Annotated in this window: 11 protein-coding genes; 4 read left to right on the top strand and 7 right to left on the bottom strand. The window is 67.1% G+C overall.

The window, feature by feature from the left end; all coding sequences use genetic code 11:
* Nucleotides 1–58: 58 nt before the first annotated feature.
* The 4 genes from hutC to QFZ47_RS13505 all read right to left on the bottom strand — a co-directional run bounded on the left by hutC (nt 59) and on the right by QFZ47_RS13505 (nt 3760).
* Entirely contained in the window at nt 59–796 is a 738-nt protein-coding gene (hutC, locus tag QFZ47_RS13520) for a histidine utilization transcriptional repressor HutC (protein ID WP_307656120.1), read from the bottom strand.
* 354 nt (nt 797–1150) lie between these two features.
* Nucleotides 1151–1933, bottom strand: coding sequence for an ABC transporter ATP-binding protein (locus QFZ47_RS13515; protein WP_307656119.1), 783 nt, complete (start codon nt 1931–1933; stop codon nt 1151–1153).
* Nucleotides 1933–2811: an ABC transporter permease gene (locus QFZ47_RS13510; protein WP_307656118.1), complete on the bottom strand. Its 879-nt coding sequence runs from the start codon at nt 2809–2811 to the stop codon at nt 1933–1935. The genes QFZ47_RS13515 and QFZ47_RS13510 overlap by 1 nt, the downstream gene beginning before the upstream one ends.
* Nucleotides 2792–3760, bottom strand: a complete 969-nt coding sequence (locus tag QFZ47_RS13505; RefSeq protein ID WP_307656117.1) for an ABC transporter substrate-binding protein — start codon at nt 3758–3760, stop codon at nt 2792–2794. The genes QFZ47_RS13510 and QFZ47_RS13505 overlap by 20 nt, the downstream gene beginning before the upstream one ends.
* Nucleotides 3761–4053: 293 nt before the next feature.
* On the opposite strand from QFZ47_RS13505, the gene recQ reads away from it, so the two are divergent.
* Nucleotides 4054–5958, top strand: coding sequence for a DNA helicase RecQ (recQ, locus tag QFZ47_RS13500; RefSeq protein WP_307656116.1), 1905 nt, complete (start codon nt 4054–4056; stop codon nt 5956–5958).
* An 18-nt stretch (nt 5959–5976) separates the two neighbouring features.
* Here recQ and QFZ47_RS13495 read toward each other — a convergent pair whose 3' ends face one another.
* The 3 genes from QFZ47_RS13495 to QFZ47_RS13485 all read right to left on the bottom strand — a co-directional run bounded on the left by QFZ47_RS13495 (nt 5977) and on the right by QFZ47_RS13485 (nt 11358).
* Nucleotides 5977–7170: a nucleoside hydrolase gene (locus QFZ47_RS13495; protein WP_307656115.1), complete on the bottom strand. Its 1194-nt coding sequence runs from the start codon at nt 7168–7170 to the stop codon at nt 5977–5979.
* 143 nt (nt 7171–7313) lie between these two features.
* A complete protein-coding gene (locus QFZ47_RS13490; RefSeq protein ID WP_307656114.1) occupies nt 7314–8948 on the bottom strand; it encodes a S41 family peptidase in 1635 nt (544 codons plus the stop codon).
* Between the two features lie 82 nt (nt 8949–9030).
* Nucleotides 9031–11358 carry an ATP-binding protein gene (locus QFZ47_RS13485; RefSeq protein ID WP_307656113.1) on the bottom strand — a complete coding sequence of 776 codons (2328 nt, stop codon included), beginning with the start codon at nt 11356–11358 and terminating at the stop codon, nt 9031–9033.
* A 116-nt stretch (nt 11359–11474) separates the two neighbouring features.
* Between QFZ47_RS13485 and QFZ47_RS13480 the strand changes: the two genes are divergently transcribed.
* From QFZ47_RS13480 to QFZ47_RS13470, 3 genes are all read left to right on the top strand, one after another.
* Entirely contained in the window at nt 11475–12680 is a 1206-nt protein-coding gene (locus tag QFZ47_RS13480) for a threonine ammonia-lyase (protein WP_307656112.1), read from the top strand.
* 91 nt (nt 12681–12771) lie between these two features.
* Nucleotides 12772–12924 (top strand): hypothetical protein, encoded by a 153-nt coding sequence (locus QFZ47_RS13475; RefSeq protein ID WP_307656111.1) that lies wholly within the window; start codon nt 12772–12774, stop codon nt 12922–12924.
* Between the two features lie 148 nt (nt 12925–13072).
* Nucleotides 13073–14935 (top strand): phosphoenolpyruvate carboxykinase (GTP), encoded by a 1863-nt coding sequence (locus QFZ47_RS13470; RefSeq protein ID WP_307656110.1) that lies wholly within the window; start codon nt 13073–13075, stop codon nt 14933–14935.
* Nucleotides 14936–15007: the final 72 nt, after the last annotated feature.

Below are 15007 nucleotides of genomic sequence, written 5' to 3'. Positions count from 1 at the left end.
TGAACCTGTCTATACAAGTGGTTGCGAGAGAAAACCTTCGGTTTCCGTGACGAAAAAATCAACCGAAGCTGGGGTTGCCGTCGGCTCGGAAGCGGCTGCCCAGGCTGTAGCGCGACGCCGGATGCAGGCAGCGCACCCAGGTGACCGGCGTGTTGCGCGTCCAGGTGCGGCGCGTGAGCAGCAGGCAGGGGTCGGTGGGTTCCATCGCGAGCCGGCCCGCCTGCTCGGCGGTGGGCAGCACGGCATCGACGACGTGCTCGATCTGGTCGAAGGGCACGTTGCGCACCAGGTACTCGCTGGGCGGCACGGCGGCGAAGTCCTGCTCGAGGAAATCGGGCACGACCAGCGGATTGACGTAGCGCTCCTCGAGCTGCACCGGCGTGTCGTTCTCCAGGTGCAGGCAGACGCTGTGGAACACCGAGGTGCCCGCGCGCATGTCGAGCCAGGCGGCGACGTCGGGCGAGGCGGACAGGCGTTCCACCGCGAGCATCTCGCAGCGGTAGTCGTGCCCGCGCTGGCGGATCTCGCTCGCGATGTTGGCGATCTGCAGCAGCGTGGACTGCGGCTTGTTCTCGGCCACGAAGCTGCCCACGCCGGCCACGCGCACGATGCGGCCCTGCTCCATGAGCTCGCGCAGCGCGCGGTTCACCGTCATGCGCGAGATGCCGAACTGCGTGACCAGCTCGCTCTCGGACGGCAGGCGATGCCCGGCCGGCCAGGTGCCGTCCTGGATCCGGCGGGAGATGTGATCCTTGACTTGCGCATAGAGCGCGAGAGACGGCAGGTCGCGTTTCATGCGCTTCTTTCCATCTGCTGTTCTTGGCGCTGTGGTTCTTGGCGCTCTCGTTCAGGGCGCGTGCACAGGCCACCGGGTACTCCCCTCCGCGAATGTCCCCCGGCTTCGCCTCCTCCTTTATTTCGCTGCGGGGAGCACCCGATGCCCTGTGCACCAGGGCACGCTCGTGGTGTACCGCCGATCAACCACCCCTCTGCGCAACGCTTCCGTCGATGGGGTGCCTTGCGCAGCGAAATCAAGGGGGAGGCCGCAGGCCGGAGGACATTCGCTTCGCCGCGTACCCCGTCGGCGGGAGCGCGCCCTGAACAGTGCGGCAAACGCACGACACGAAGAACAAAAGAGCAAGGTTCCATCCTAGTGCTCCGCAGCCGCCATCGACTCCGCGCGAATCTCTTCCGTCAGCCGCGCCTTGATTTCCATGAACTCCGGCGAGGTCTTGATGGTGTAGCTGCGCGGATGCGGAAAGTCGACCGCGATCTCGGTCTTGATGCGGCCCGGCCGTGCGCTGAACACCGCCACGCGGTTGGCCATGAAGATCGCCTCGTCGATGTCGTGCGTGACGAACAGCACCGTCTTGCGTGCCGACTCCCAGATGCCGAGCAAGAGTTCCTGCATCAGCACGCGGGTCTGGTTGTCGAGCGCGCCGAAGGGCTCGTCGAGCAGCAGCATCTTGGGGTCGTTGGCGAGCGCGCGCGCAATCGCGGTGCGCTGCTGCATGCCGCCCGAGAGCTGCTTCGGAAAATGGTGCTCGAAGCCGCGCAAGCCCACCTTTGCGATGAAGAACTCGCTGCGCTCCTTCTGGTCGGCTTCGCTCATGCCGCGCTCGCGCAGGCCGAAGCGGATGTTCTGCGCCACCGTGAGCCACGGAAAGAGCGTGTAGCTCTGGAACACCACGCCGCGGTCGGCGCCCGGGCCTTCGATGCGCTCGCCATCGAGCAGCACCTGCCCGGTGGTCGGAAAGTCGAGCCCCGCGACGATACGCAGCAGCGTCGACTTGCCGCAGCCCGAGGGGCCGAGGATGGTGACGAAGTCGTTCTCGCGCACCTCGAAGTCGATGGGCAGCAGCGCCTGCGTGCGCTGACCCTTGGTGCCGGTGAAGACGCGCGATACGCCCTGGATGGAAAGTTGATCGTTCATCAGAGTGCAGCCCAGGCGAACATGCGGCGGTTGAGCGCCTTGAAAGCGAAGTCGGACACCAGCCCGATCACGCCGATCACGATGATCCCGAAGATGATCTGCCCGGTGTTCAGCAAGGCCTGGCTGTCGGTGATCATGTGGCCGATGCCCGACGAGGAGCCGATGAGTTCCGCCACGATCACGTAGGTCCAGGCCCAGCCGAGCACCAGGCGCAGCGTCTCGGCAATGCCCGGGGCGGCACCCGGAATGAGCACCCGCGCCACGATGCCGCGGCTCTTCGCGCCCAGCGTGTAGGCGGCCTCGACCAGGTCGCGCCGCGCGCCGCCCACGGTCACGGCCACCATCAGCACGATCTGGAAGAACGAGCCGATGAAGATCACCAGCAGCTTCTGCATTTCGCCCAGGCCCGCCCACAGGATGAGCAGCGGAATGAAGGCGGACGCCGGCAGGTAGCGGCAGAACGAGACAAAAGGCTCGAAGAAAGCTTCCACGGCCTTCCAGGTGCCCATGGCAATGCCCAGCGGCACCGCCAGCACGGCGGCCAGCAGGAAGCCGCCGAACACGCGCCACACGGTCATGCCCACGTCGCCGATGAAGCCGAACTCGGCGAACAGCATCCAGCCTTCCTTCAGCATGGTGACGGGGCTGGCCAGGAAGGTCGGCGGCACGAAGCCGCCGAGCGTGGCAATGGACCACACGAGCACGAAGGCCACGAAGAAGCCGAGGCCGAGCAGCGCGCGGGCGCGCCCGCCGATGGGTTCGAGCGGCGCGAGCGACCGGCGCCGCGCGGGCGCGGCGGCCTGGGGGGTTGCGGCCGATGCAGGCGCCGCCGCGCGCGGCGGCACCTGCGGCAGGGCCTTACTTGACGAAGCTTGCATCGAAGGTGGCTGCGTAGTCTTCAGGCGCCTTGCGGATCACGCCGGCCTCCAGCAGGATGGGCGTGGCTTCCTTCATGAAGCTGGTGAGTTCGCCCGCGAAGAATTTCTGGTTCGCCGCCTTGTCCTGCCAGCGCAGGTAGGCCGACGACTTGGCGAACTGCTCGCCGCTCTGCTTCACGGCCGAGCCCATGAGCTCGTTGGCCTTGGCCGGGTCGGTCTTGATCATGTCGAGCGCCTCGAAGTACGACTGCGTGAGCGCCTGCGCAGCCTTGGCGTTGGCCTTGAGCCAGGTGGGCGCGCAGCCCACGGTGTCCATCACCATCGGGTAGTCGAGCGTGGTGGCCAGGATCTTGCCGGCGGCGGGGTTGGCGCGCACGGTCGACAGGTAGGGCTCGTAGGTCATGGCGGCGTCGTTCTGGCCGGCCACGAAGGCTTGCGCCGCGGGCTGGGGCTCGAGCGAGACCACCTTCACGTCCTTCAGCGTCATGCCGTTCTTGTTGAGCATCCAGGCCAGGCCGAAATAGGGCGCGGTGCCGGGTGCGCTCACGCCGATGGTCTTGCCCTTGAGGTCGGCGAAGCTCTTCACGTCGTTGCGCACGGCGAGGCCGTCGGCGCCATAGGACTTGTCCATCTGGAAGATCTGCACGATGGGCACGCCGTTGGCGTTCCAGGCCACGTGCGTTTCCACCGTGGTGGCCGCGCACTGGATCGCGCCCGCGGCCAGCGCGAGGTGGCGGTCCTTCTGCGGGATCATCTTGAGTTCGACGTCCAGGCCGTTCTTCTTGAAGATGCCGGCCTTGTCGGCCAGCGAGAGCGGCGCAAAGCCGGTCCAGCCGGACATGCCGAGCGCAATCCTGGTTTCCTGCGCGGCGGCCGTCTGGGCCATGCCCGCTGCACATGCACCTGCTGCTAGCAGCGAAGCGAATTTCACAACTACCGTCTTGACCATGGGTACTCCTGGGTCTGTTTTCTGGGGATAAGGCTCGGCAATGCGCCCCCGATCACGGGCTGCGCGCGCCTCGCATTGTTGCCAAGCGCCCCAACTTGTATATACAGGATAACCCGAGAGAGCCGTTTTGGTGCATTCTTTCAGCAAGAACGCACCAGATCGCTGTCTATACAGGAGAGGCGGCGGGACGGGTCTCACGATTGCAAACCTCGTGCCACAGTCATATCGATGCCGCTGGGGGACAATCGGCGCCTTCCCTCTTCGCCCACCTCCACCCTTCGCATCCGCTGCCTGTGTCCTCGCTCGCTCCCCTCCCCCTCGACGCCCCCGGCAGCAGCAGCGCACCCGCCGACATCCTTCACGAAGTCTTCGGCTATTCGCAGTTCCGCGGAGCCCAGCAGGACATCGTCGAGCACGTGGTGGGCGGCGGCGACGCGCTGGTGCTGATGCCCACGGGCGGCGGCAAGTCGCTGTGCTACCAGATCCCGGCCATTGCGCGGCAGCGCGCGGGGCGCGGTGTCTCGGTGGTGGTGTCGCCGCTGATCGCGCTGATGCACGACCAGGTCGGCGCGCTGCACGAGGCCGGGGTGAACGCGGCCTTCCTGAATTCCACGCTCGACTGGGAGCAGACGCAGGACGTGGAGCGCCGCATGCTGCGCGGCGAGATCACGCTGCTGTATGCGGCGCCCGAGCGCGTGAACACGCCGCGCTTTCTCTCGCAGCTCGACTCGCTGAAGGAGCGCGGCAAGCTCTCGCTGTTCGCGATCGACGAGGCGCATTGCGTGAGCCAGTGGGGCCACGACTTCCGCCCCGAGTACCGCGCGCTCACGGTGCTGCACGAGCGCTATCCGGGCGTGCCGCGCATCGCGCTCACGGCCACCGCCGATGCGCTCACGCGCGCCGACATCGTCGAGCGGCTGCAGCTCGAGGAGGCGCGCCAGTTCGTCTCCAGCTTCGACCGGCCGAACATCCGCTACACCATCGTCGAGAAGAAGGACGCGACCACGCAGCTGCTGCGCTTCATCGAGCGCGAGCACGAAGGCGATGCGGGCGTGGTCTATTGCCAGTCGCGCAAGCGCGTGGAAGACGTGGCCGTGATGCTGCAGGGCGCCGGCATCAACGCGCTGCCCTACCACGCGGGCCTGGACGCGGCGGTGCGCCAGAGGCACCAGGACCGGTTCCTGCGCGAAGAGGGCGTGGTGATGGTCGCGACCATCGCCTTCGGCATGGGCATCGACAAGCCCGACGTGCGCTTTGTGGGCCACCTCGACATGCCCAAGAACATCGAGGGCTACTACCAGGAAACCGGCCGCGCGGGCCGCGACGGCGCGCCGGCCGATGCCTGGATGACCTACGGCCTGCAGGACGTGGTGAACCAGCGCCGCATGATCGACGAAAGCCCCGCGGGCGAAGAATTCAAGCAGGTGATGCGCGGCAAGCTCGATGCGCTGCTCTCGCTGGCCGAGGCGAGCGACTGCCGCCGCGTGCGACTGCTGGGCTACTTCGGCGAGAAGAGCACGCCCTGCGGCAACTGCGACAACTGCCTGAACCCTCCGCAGGTGTGGGACGGCACCGATGCCGCGCGCAAGCTGCTCTCCACCATCTACCGCGTGCAGCAGCTCAGTGGCATCAGCTTTGGCGCGGGCCACATCATGGACATTCTGCGCGGCAAGGAAACCGAGAAGGTCAAGCAGTTCGGGCATGAGCGCATCAGCACCTTCGGCATCGGCGCGGAGTTCAGCGAAGTGCAGCTGCGCGGCGTGCTACGGCAGCTCATCGCCACGGGCGCGCTGGCCGTCGATGCGGAAGCCTTCAACACCCTGAAGCTCACGGAAGGCTCGCGCGCGGTGCTCAAGGGCGAAGCGAACGTGACGCTGCGCGAGTCGGTCTCGTCGCCGGCCGCGCGCGGCGGCAGCAAGCCCCGGCGCGAGAAAGCGGCGCGCGGCGCCCCGTCTCCGGCGGCCGCGGCACTCGATGCCGACGGCCAGAAGCGCTTCGAGGCGCTCAAGGCCTGGCGCGCCGAAGTGGCGCGCGAGCACAACCTGCCGGCCTACGTGATCTTCCACGATGCCACGCTGGCGGCAATTTCCGAACGCGCGCCCGCGACGCTGGAAGACCTGCAGGGCATCAGCGGCATCGGCACCAAGAAGCTCGAGGCCTATGGCGCCGAGGTGCTGCGCGTCTGCAGCGCGTTCTAGCTGGGCTCGCCCCCAGTCTCAGTTGGAGGACGGTAGCGCAACCGGCACCGGCCGCGTGAGCAGGTCGACATAGAGCTCGAAGAAGCGCGCGTTGTCGAACTTCTTCACCACCGTCATCTTCTGCAGCGCCGGCCCCGCAGGCTGCGAGGCATAGCCGACGGAGCGGCCGTTGTCGGCGGCACCGGGGTTGGCGACCACGTCGACGAAGCGCTCCACCGTCTGCGTGGCATAGGCCGGATCGAGGAGATAGGCGAGCGTGAGCGTGTCCCAGATGTTCTGCGTGTAGGCCGGGTTGTTCTCGAAGCCGTTGGTGCCGCTGAAGCCGTAGCCGTTGAGCTTGCGGAACACCTCGGTCACGGCGGTCGGCTTGGCCGGATGCGCGATGCGCTCGTAGATCGGCTTGGTCAGGAACACGGTGTCGGTCACGTCCAGCGGCACCACCACCTGCGGGATCGGCAGCCGCACCACGAACTGCGCGGCCTCGGGGTCGAACCACCAGTTGAACTCGGCGTACCGAGTGGTGTTGCCCGGCACGTCGACCGCGCCGCCCATGTAGATGATCTTCTTGATCAGCGGCACGATCTCGGGGTTCTGCTTGACCGCGAGCGCGATGTTGGTGAGCGGGCCGATGGCCAGGATGGTGATCTCGTTGGGGTTGGCCTTCACGGTGTCGACGATGAAGTCGACCGCGCTCCTGGGCTGCAGCACCGTGTGGGTGGCAAAGCCGTCGGGCGAGGGCTTCAGGTCGGCATCGGTCTTGGGTTCGGGCGAGCTCCAGGCGCCCAGGTAGCCGTCGCCTCCCGAACCGGCCGCCATCTCGGCCTCGATGGTCGCGTAATCGTGGTTGAGCGCGCGGTTCGCGCCCGCGTAGATGCCGATGCGGTCGCCCACGCCCAGACGCTCGACCGACATCAGCGCGTCGGCCACGCCCTGCTTGAGCCACTGGTTGCCCGACACCACGCTGATGCCCATGACCTGCACCTTGCCCTGGGCCTGCAGCTGCGCGGCCATCACGCCGAGCTGGCCGTCGTCGCTCATGGTGTTGTAGTCGCTGTCGATGATGATCTTCTGGGCCGGAGGCGGCGCAGCGCCGAAGCCCGGTGCAAGCCCGATGCCGCCGTTGCCGCCGCCGCCACCACCACCGCAGGCCGAGAGCGCCGTGGCGAGCAAGGCCGCCGCCATCCACCTGCGTCGCTGAATCCGAATCGTCATTCCGGCTCCTTTTTGAGTGCCTTTGCCATGTAGAACGAAATGCCAAACGTTTGCGCAAACGTTTGGCAGCACTCTAAAGGGCCTGCCACGGGCGTGGCAAAGCGCAAGGTTTCAAGGAGTAACCGCGGCGGCGGCGAAACGGATCAGCCCGGCGAGGGCGCGGCTTCGAGCAGGCGCATTTCGCGCAGCGGCGAGCGATGGAGCAGATAGGGCTGCTCGTCATCGGCCGTCCCGGATTTCTCGAGCCCCGGCTGGGCCTTGGCCGACGCCGAAACGGGGCAGGCGCCGCCGTTGCGCATGGCCAGCGCAGCCGCCAGCCGCGCCTCGGCCGGATCGCCAAGCTGGTGGCCGAAATCGTCGGCGACGGCGCAGTCGGGCGCGAATCCGTCGCCGTAGTCGCCGAAGTTCTTGTTGTTGACGCCCTGGAACTGGATCGCGAAATAGCTGGTGCCGCAGTTGTCCTGCGGAGAAAAGCCATAGGGCTTGCCGCAGGTGGTGCCGCCCACCAGGTTGACCTTGACGTCGATGCCGCGCAGGCCGTTGACGACCGCCTCGCTGGCCGAGCAGGTGTCGCGGCTGGCCAGCACCGTGACTTGCGAGAGGCCGAGCCTTGGCAGCGTGGCACCCGTGCGGCTGGTGCCGAAGAAGGTATAGATGGTCTGCGCCGGCGTCAGGTGGAACGGGTTCTTGTCGTTGAAGGCCAGGCGCTCGAACACCTTGCCCGAAGTCGTGGCCGACGAAGACACCATGGAGGCGAGCCGGTTGGCGATGTTGAGTTGGCCGCCGCCGTTGTAGCGCATGTCGAGCACGAGGTCCTGCACGCCGTCCTGCTTGAATTGGTTGAAGGCGTTGACGAGCTGCGATTCGGAGGTCGTGATGTGGTCGTTGAAGAGCAGGTAGCCCACGCGGCCGCTGCCGGTGTCGATCGTCTTCACGTTCTGCACCGGCGTGTGCGTGATCTTCGCGGCTGCCAGCGTGAGGGGCGCCTGCCGGACGCCGTCCACCTCGAACACGAAGGTGTGCGATTCGCCCTCCGTCTGCGGCGAGATCGCGCGATTGATCGCGTCGACATTCTCGGTGCCGGTGCTGCTGACGGCATTGACGCCATCGACTTCGACGATCTTCGCGCCCCGCTGGAGGCCTGCGTTCGTGGCGGGCGAATTCGGCTCGACAAAGGCGATGCGCATGTTGCGCGGCGGAGCACTGCGCACGACGGCAATCTCCATGCCGTAGCCCGGCGCCACGCCATTCTCCGAGAGCTGCCGATAGCGCTCGGTGTCGTACACGTAGTGAAAGCGGTCCTTGGCGCGGCCCGAGGCCGTGAGGAGCGGACTCTTGAGCACGCTGAAGTAGGCCACTGGCGTGGCGTAGTCGGCGGCCTTGAGGGTGGTGGGCACCTCGCCGTACCAGAGGTAGGTTTCGTCGATCCAGCCGCGCACCCAGCGCTTCTCGTCGGTCAGCGTGCCGGACTTGTCGGGATAGGCCGCTCCTGTCGCGGGGTTGACGCCGGCGCGCGGCGCGGCGCACAGACCGGCCACGGTGGACGAGGCAAGAATGGCATCGTCGTCGCCACCGCCATCGCCGCCGCTGGTGGGCGGCGGCGTGGTGGTGGACGGCGCGACGATCGGAAACCCGGCGCCTCCGCCCCCTCCTCCGCCTCCTCCGCCCCCACCGCCACAGCCGGCCAGCGCGCAGACGACGCCGGCCAATGCGAATGCGGCCGCAGCCGATGCGGTGAAGCACGGCATCTCCCGCGCGTGTCGATTGCCCAAGCTCATCGAGCCCTCCTCGTGTCCGCAGCGGCGGACGGTTTTTTCTTGTCTGCCGCGTTTCCGCGGCTTGTTGCTTGCTTGCGTGCTACTACTGCATGAAGCCGATGCTGCGCGACTCGCGCACTTCGGGCTTGATGCGATGCTCGGCCTCGAGCTGGTCGAGGAATTCGGCGGCCGAGAATTCGACCGCGAGAATGTCCGTCTGCCGCTTCACGGCCGCGAAATCCCCCGGGCACAGCTGGTGCAATTGCGCCAGGCGGGCCTTGGCCTCCGTGGTCAGCAGCGCGGCATCGCCCGCCAGCGCCTCGGTCACGAACATGCGCTCGCGCTGCGGCGCGGTGAGCGGCATGAACTTGATCTTGAAGGTGAAGCGCCGAAGCGCCGCCTGGTCGAGCCGGTCGAGCAGGTTGGTGGTGCAGATGAAGACGCCGTTGAAGCGCTCCATGCCCTGCAGCATCTCGTTGACCTCGGTCACTTCGTAGGTGCGCTGCGCGCCGCGCCGGTCCTGCAGGAAGCTGTCGGCCTCGTCGAGCAGCAGCACGGCCTTTTCGGCTTCGGCTTCCCTGAACATGGCGGCCATGTTCTGCTCGGTCTCGCCGACGTACTTGCTCATGAGGTCGCTGGCCTGCTTGATGATCAGCGGCCGGCCGATGGCCTTGGCGATGTGCTCGGCCAGCGCGGTCTTGCCGGTGCCGGGCGCGCCGTAGAAGCACAGCGTGCCGTGGCCGCGTGCCTTGATCGCCGCCACGATGCGCGGGATCTCGAAGCGGGTCTCGACGTTGAGCATGTCGAGGTCGTAGGTGGTGACGCTGCGCCGCTCGCCCAGGCCGGTGTCGAGCGTGCCGAGCGCGAGGTCGGCGTTCTTGAGCTGGCGCTCGATCAGCGCCTCCATCGACGCGCCGTCTTCCGTCTGCGCCAGCCCCGCGAAGCGCACGGCGGTGCGGATCTGCGCGGGCGTGAGGCCCTTGCGCTCGGCCAGCTTGGCGGTGAAGGCCTCGGACACGACGATGCCTTCGAGCGTTTTCTTCACCAGCTGCTCGCGCGCGCCGGGCGGCGGCGACTTGAGCTCCAGGTGATAGGCGAAGCGGCGCCGGAACGCCGGGTCGATCTGCTCGATGCGGTTGGTGACCCAGAGCGTGGGCACCGGGTTGGCCTCGAGGATCTGGTTGACCCAGGCCTTGCCGCTCACGCTGCCGCTGGTGGGCGCCGGAATCTGCTCGGCGCGCGCCATGAACTGCGCGGCCTCGGTGCTGATGGGCGGGAACACGTCCTCGACCTCGTCGAACAGCAGCGCGGCCTGCGCGCTGCCCTTGAGGAACACCTGCGCGATCTGCAGCGAGCGGTAGCGGTCGCGGCCACTGAGCGAGTTGCCGTCGCGGTCGGCGTATTCGACCTCGAACAGCTCCAGCCCCGCGGCCTGCGCCACCACCTTGGCGAGCTCGGTCTTGCCGGTGCCGGGCGGCCCGTAGAGCAGCACGTTGACGCCGGGCTCCTTGCGCGCCACCGCCGCGCGCAGCAGCGTGACGAGCATCTGCGCGTCTTCCTCGACGAAGGAGAAGTCGTGCGTGGTAAGCGCGCTCTTGGCCGAGGGCCGCGTGAACACGGCCATCAGTTCGTTGTGGTCGCGGTATTCGCGCATCAGCACCGGCGGCAGCTTCTCGCTGACCTTCATGAGGTCGGCCAGGTCGGTGATGTTGTGCTCTGAAATCAGGTTCTCGACCAGGCCGATGCGCTCCAGCCGCGAGCCCGCGCGCAAGGCCTCGCCCACCTCGGTGGCGTTGACGCCCGCGATGTCGGCAATGGCCGCATAGGCCTCGGGCGCGTTGTTGACCTTGAACTCGACCAGCAGCGAACGCAGGTCGCGCTGGTAGCGCGCCAGCGTGCCGTAGAGCAGCAGCGCGCGCTCGGCCTTGTTGAGCTGCAGGAGGCCCGCGAGCGCGTCGATGTTCTTCTCGACCAGCGTCGACTGCTTGCGCAGCGCATGCGTGAGCCAGTCGCGCGTGACGGCCAGCACCGAGAGCAGGTCCTTGGGGTAGTCCTTGGCGTATTCGTCGAGGTAGAAGAACAGCGTGCCTTCCTCGTAGGGCCCGCGCCACACGCCGTGCCGCTCGAGCAGCGTGCGGCCGTCGAAATTCTCGACGCCCTTCCAGGCCTCGTTGCCGGCGCAGCGCCGGCCGAGGAACTCGCGCAGCCGCAGCAGCACCGCCACTGGCCACACCAGGTGGCGCCCGGTGAGCGAGAGCAGGCCGTTGATGTCGCGGCGCACATTGAAGCGCGGCCCCTGCTTGGCGGCCAGCGTGAGCACGAAGTGCGAACACATCAGTTCGAGCACCGGCGCACCCTTGAGCCCGGGCGACGGCAATGCCTGCCCGCGTACTGCAGCAGCCACTACATCGACACCCGCACGCTTGACCATCAGACAACCTCCGGACGAGGAACTTCCTGGGGCGACCTTAACGCAGACTTTTGGCTTCGGGAAGACGCGGAAGCGGTAAAAACCCTGATGCTGCGATTCCAGCCACAATGCCCGCCATGGTCGGAATCGAAGAAATCCGGCGCGCCGCTGCGCGTCTCGAGGGTCAGGTGCTCAACACGCCCTGCGTCGAATCGCGCACGCTCTCCGAGATCGTGGGCGCGCAGGTCTACCTGAAGTTCGAGAATCTGCAGTTCACATCCTCGTTCAAGGAGCGCGGGGCGTGCAACAAGCTGGTCGATCTCCTGGAAGGCAAGGAAACAACGCGAGGCGTCGTGGCCATGTCGGCCGGCAATCATGCCCAGGGCGTGGCCTACCACGCGCAGCGGCTCGGCCTGCGCGCACTCGTCGTGATGCCGCGCTTCACGCCCGGCGTGAAGATCGAGCGCACGCGCGGCTTCGGGGCCGAGGTGGTGCTGCACGGCGACACGCTCGATGCGGCGCGCGCGCATGCGCTGGAACTGGCCGAACGCGAAGGGCTGACCTTCGTCCACCCCTACGACGACGAAGCCATCATCGCGGGCCAGGGCACCGTGGCGCTCGAAATGCTCGACGCGGTGCCCGACCTCGACACGCTGGTGGTGTCGGTCGGCGGCGGCGGGCTGATTGCCGGCATGGCGATTGCGGCGCGCGACCGCAGGCCCGGCATCGAGATCATCGGCGTGCAGACCACGCGCTTCCCCGGCATGGTGAATGCCGTCAAGGGCACGCAGCACCTGCAGGGCAAGAGCACCATCGCCGAAGGCATCGCGGTCGGCACGCCGGGCGTGCTGACGCGGGAGATCATCGCCGGCCATGTCGACGACCTGCTGCTGGTCGACGAAGGCGACATCGAGCAAGCGGTGCTGATGCTGCTTGAAATCGAAAAGACGCTGGTCGAGGGCGCGGGCGCGGCCGGCCTGGCGGCGCTGATCCGCCATCCAGGGCGCTTCAAGGGCAAGCGCGTGGGCTTGGTGCTTTCAGGCGGCAACATCGACCCGCTGCTGCTGGCGGCCATCATCGAGCGCGGCATGGTGCGGGCCGGCCGGCTGGCGCGCGTACGGGTGAGCGCGCGCGATGTGCCGGGCTCGTTGGCCCAGATCACGGCCACTGTGGCGGAAGCGGGCGCTAACGTCGATGAAGTCCATCACCAAAGAGCGTTTACCATGCTGGCAGCCCAGAACGTCGACATCGAGCTGGTGCTGCAGACCCGCGGACGGGCGCACCTGGCCAGCGTGCTGGGCGCGCTGCACGACGCCGGCTTCGAGGCGGAAGAACAGCACTGAGAAGGGGGCTCGCAACCCCCTAGACCGGGCCGCCGGGGGCCGCCGGTAAAATGGCCGCAGTTTTTCGTATTTGCGTATTCGAGGTAATTCAATGTCCAACCCCACTCCCGTCGAGCCCCGCCACGCCGCCGCCGTTGAAAAAGACGCCGTCGAATCGATCGTGCACCTGATGCCGCTCGTGCTGCCGCTGGCCGGCGGCGTGCTGATGCTGCTGCTGGCATCCATCGCCGTCTACTTGGCCTGACAGCCGTTTGCGTCTTCGTCCGCGGGCTTTGCGGCCCGCGTTGACGCAGTCTCCCGAAGCGAAAACGTTTTCTCAAACGGACCTCCGCGCCACCTCCGGCGCGGCGTCCCGTTCGGAAAGACGATTTTTTCAACTTAGGAGATTTCCGATGAACGCACCCACGATGCAGGGCCTCGCCATTCAGGCACCCTCATACGTCAAGAACGCAAAACTGGTGGCCTGGGTGGCCGACATGGCCGCGCTTTGCAAACCCGAGGCCATTCACTGGTGCGACGGCAGCAAGGAAGAGTACGACCGCCTGTGCCAGCAACTGGTCGACGCGGGCACCTTCAGGAAGCTCAATCCGGCCAAGCGCCCCAATTCCTTCCTCGCGCTGTCCGACCCGAGCGACGTCGCGCGCGTCGAAGACCGCACCTTCATCTGCTCCGAGCAGAAGGACAACGCCGGCCCCACCAACAACTGGATGGCCCCGGCCGAAATGCGCGCCACGCTGCAGCCGCTGTTCGACGGCTGCATGAAGGGCCGCACGATGTACGTGGTGCCCTTCAGCATGGGCCCGCTGGGCTCGCCCATTGCCCACATCGGCATCGAACTCTCCGACTCACCCTATGTGGCGGTCAACATGCGCATCATGACCCGCATGGGCAAGGCCGTGTACGAGGTGCTCGGCGCCGATGGCGACTTCGTGCCCTGCGTGCACACCGTGGGTGCGCCGCTCGAAGCCGGCAAGAAGGACGTGGCCTGGCCCTGCAACAAGACCAAGTACATCGTCCACTACCCCGAAACGCGCGAAATCTGGAGCTACGGCTCGGGCTACGGCGGCAACGCGCTGCTGGGCAAGAAGTGCTTCGCGCTGCGCATCGCGTCGAACATGGGCCGTGACGAAGGCTGGCTGGCCGAGCACATGCTCATCCTGGGCGTGACGAATCCCGAAGGCAAGAAATACCACGTGGCCGCCGCCTTCCCGAGCGCCTGCGGCAAGACCAACTTCTCGATGCTGGTGCCGCCGGCCGGCTTCGAAGGCTGGAAGGTCAGCACCATCGGCGACGACATCGCCTGGATCAAGCCCGGCAAGGACGGCCGCCTGCACGCCATCAACCCCGAGGCCGGCTATTTCGGCGTGGCGCCCGGCACCAACATGCTGACCAACCCGAACTGCATGGACAGCCTGGACCACGACGTGATCTTCACCAACGTGGCGCTCACCGACGACGGCGACGTGTGGTGGGAGGGCATGGAGCAGGACACCGGCTCGCTGCCCGCGCACCTGATCGACTGGCAGGGCAGGGACTGGACGCCGCAGATCGCCAGGGAAACCGGCGCCAAGGCCGCGCACCCGAATTCGCGCTTCACCGTGGCCGCCACCAACAACCCGGCGCTCGACGACGCCTGGGACGACCCGAAGGGCGTGGCCATCGACGCCTTCATCTTCGGCGGCCGCCGCTCGACCACCGTGCCGCTGGTGACCGAGGCCCGCAACTGGGTCGAAGGCGTCTACATGGCCGCCACCATGGGCTCCGAAACCACCGCCGCGGCCGCCGGCCAGCAGGGCGTGGTGCGCCGCGACCCGTTCGCGATGCTGCCGTTCATGGGCTACAACATGAGCGACTACTTCCAGCACTGGCTCGACCTGGGCAAGAAGCTGGAAGCCTCGGGTGCCAGGCTGCCGAAGATCTACACCACCAACTGGTTCCGCAAGGGCGCCGACGGCAAGTTCGTCTGGCCCGGTTACGGCGAGAACATGCGCGTTCTCAAGTGGATGATCGACCGGGTCGAAGGCAAGGCCGAAGGGGCAGAGCACATCACCGGCGTGAGCCCGCGCTACGAGGACCTGAACTGGAACGGCCTGGACTTCAGCGCCGAGCAGTTCGCCACCGTCACCAGCATCGACAAGGCCGCCTGGCAGGCCGAGCTGAAGCTGCACGCCGAGCTGTTCCAGCAGCTGGCGCACCACCTGCCGAAGGAGCTGCCGGAAACCAAGGCCGCCATCGAGCAGCGCCTGGCGGCCTGACGCCCGGCCATGGCCTGTGTGCGGCTTGTCCGCACACGCAAAAAAGCCGCCCGGGAGGGCGGCTTTTTTATT

This window comes from Variovorax paradoxus, assembly GCF_030815975.1.
GTDB lineage: Bacteria > Pseudomonadota > Gammaproteobacteria > Burkholderiales > Burkholderiaceae_C > Variovorax > Variovorax paradoxus_N.
The sequence above is the reverse complement of the archived record's forward strand: the minus strand, read 5'-3'. Positions and strand labels throughout refer to the sequence as shown.

Excerpts from the sequence above, each read along its gene's own strand:
- hutC (WP_307656120.1), bottom strand. The coding sequence starts at position 796 with ATGAAACGCGACCTGCCGTCTCTCGCGCTCTATGCGCAAGTCAAGGAT.
- QFZ47_RS13515 (WP_307656119.1), bottom strand. The coding sequence starts at position 1,933 with ATGAACGATCAACTTTCCATCCAGGGCGTATCGCGCGTCTTCACCGGC.
- QFZ47_RS13510 (WP_307656118.1), bottom strand. The coding sequence starts at position 2,811 with ATGCAAGCTTCGTCAAGTAAGGCCCTGCCGCAGGTGCCGCCGCGCGCG.
- QFZ47_RS13505 (WP_307656117.1), bottom strand. The coding sequence starts at position 3,760 with ATGGTCAAGACGGTAGTTGTGAAATTCGCTTCGCTGCTAGCAGCAGGT.
- QFZ47_RS13495 (WP_307656115.1), bottom strand. The coding sequence starts at position 7,170 with ATGACGATTCGGATTCAGCGACGCAGGTGGATGGCGGCGGCCTTGCTC.
- QFZ47_RS13490 (WP_307656114.1), bottom strand. The coding sequence starts at position 8,948 with ATGAGCTTGGGCAATCGACACGCGCGGGAGATGCCGTGCTTCACCGCA.
- QFZ47_RS13485 (WP_307656113.1), bottom strand. The coding sequence starts at position 11,358 with ATGGTCAAGCGTGCGGGTGTCGATGTAGTGGCTGCTGCAGTACGCGGG.
- QFZ47_RS13480 (WP_307656112.1), top strand. The coding sequence starts at position 11,475 with ATGGTCGGAATCGAAGAAATCCGGCGCGCCGCTGCGCGTCTCGAGGGT.
- QFZ47_RS13475 (WP_307656111.1), top strand. The coding sequence starts at position 12,772 with ATGTCCAACCCCACTCCCGTCGAGCCCCGCCACGCCGCCGCCGTTGAA.
- QFZ47_RS13470 (WP_307656110.1), top strand. The coding sequence starts at position 13,073 with ATGAACGCACCCACGATGCAGGGCCTCGCCATTCAGGCACCCTCATAC.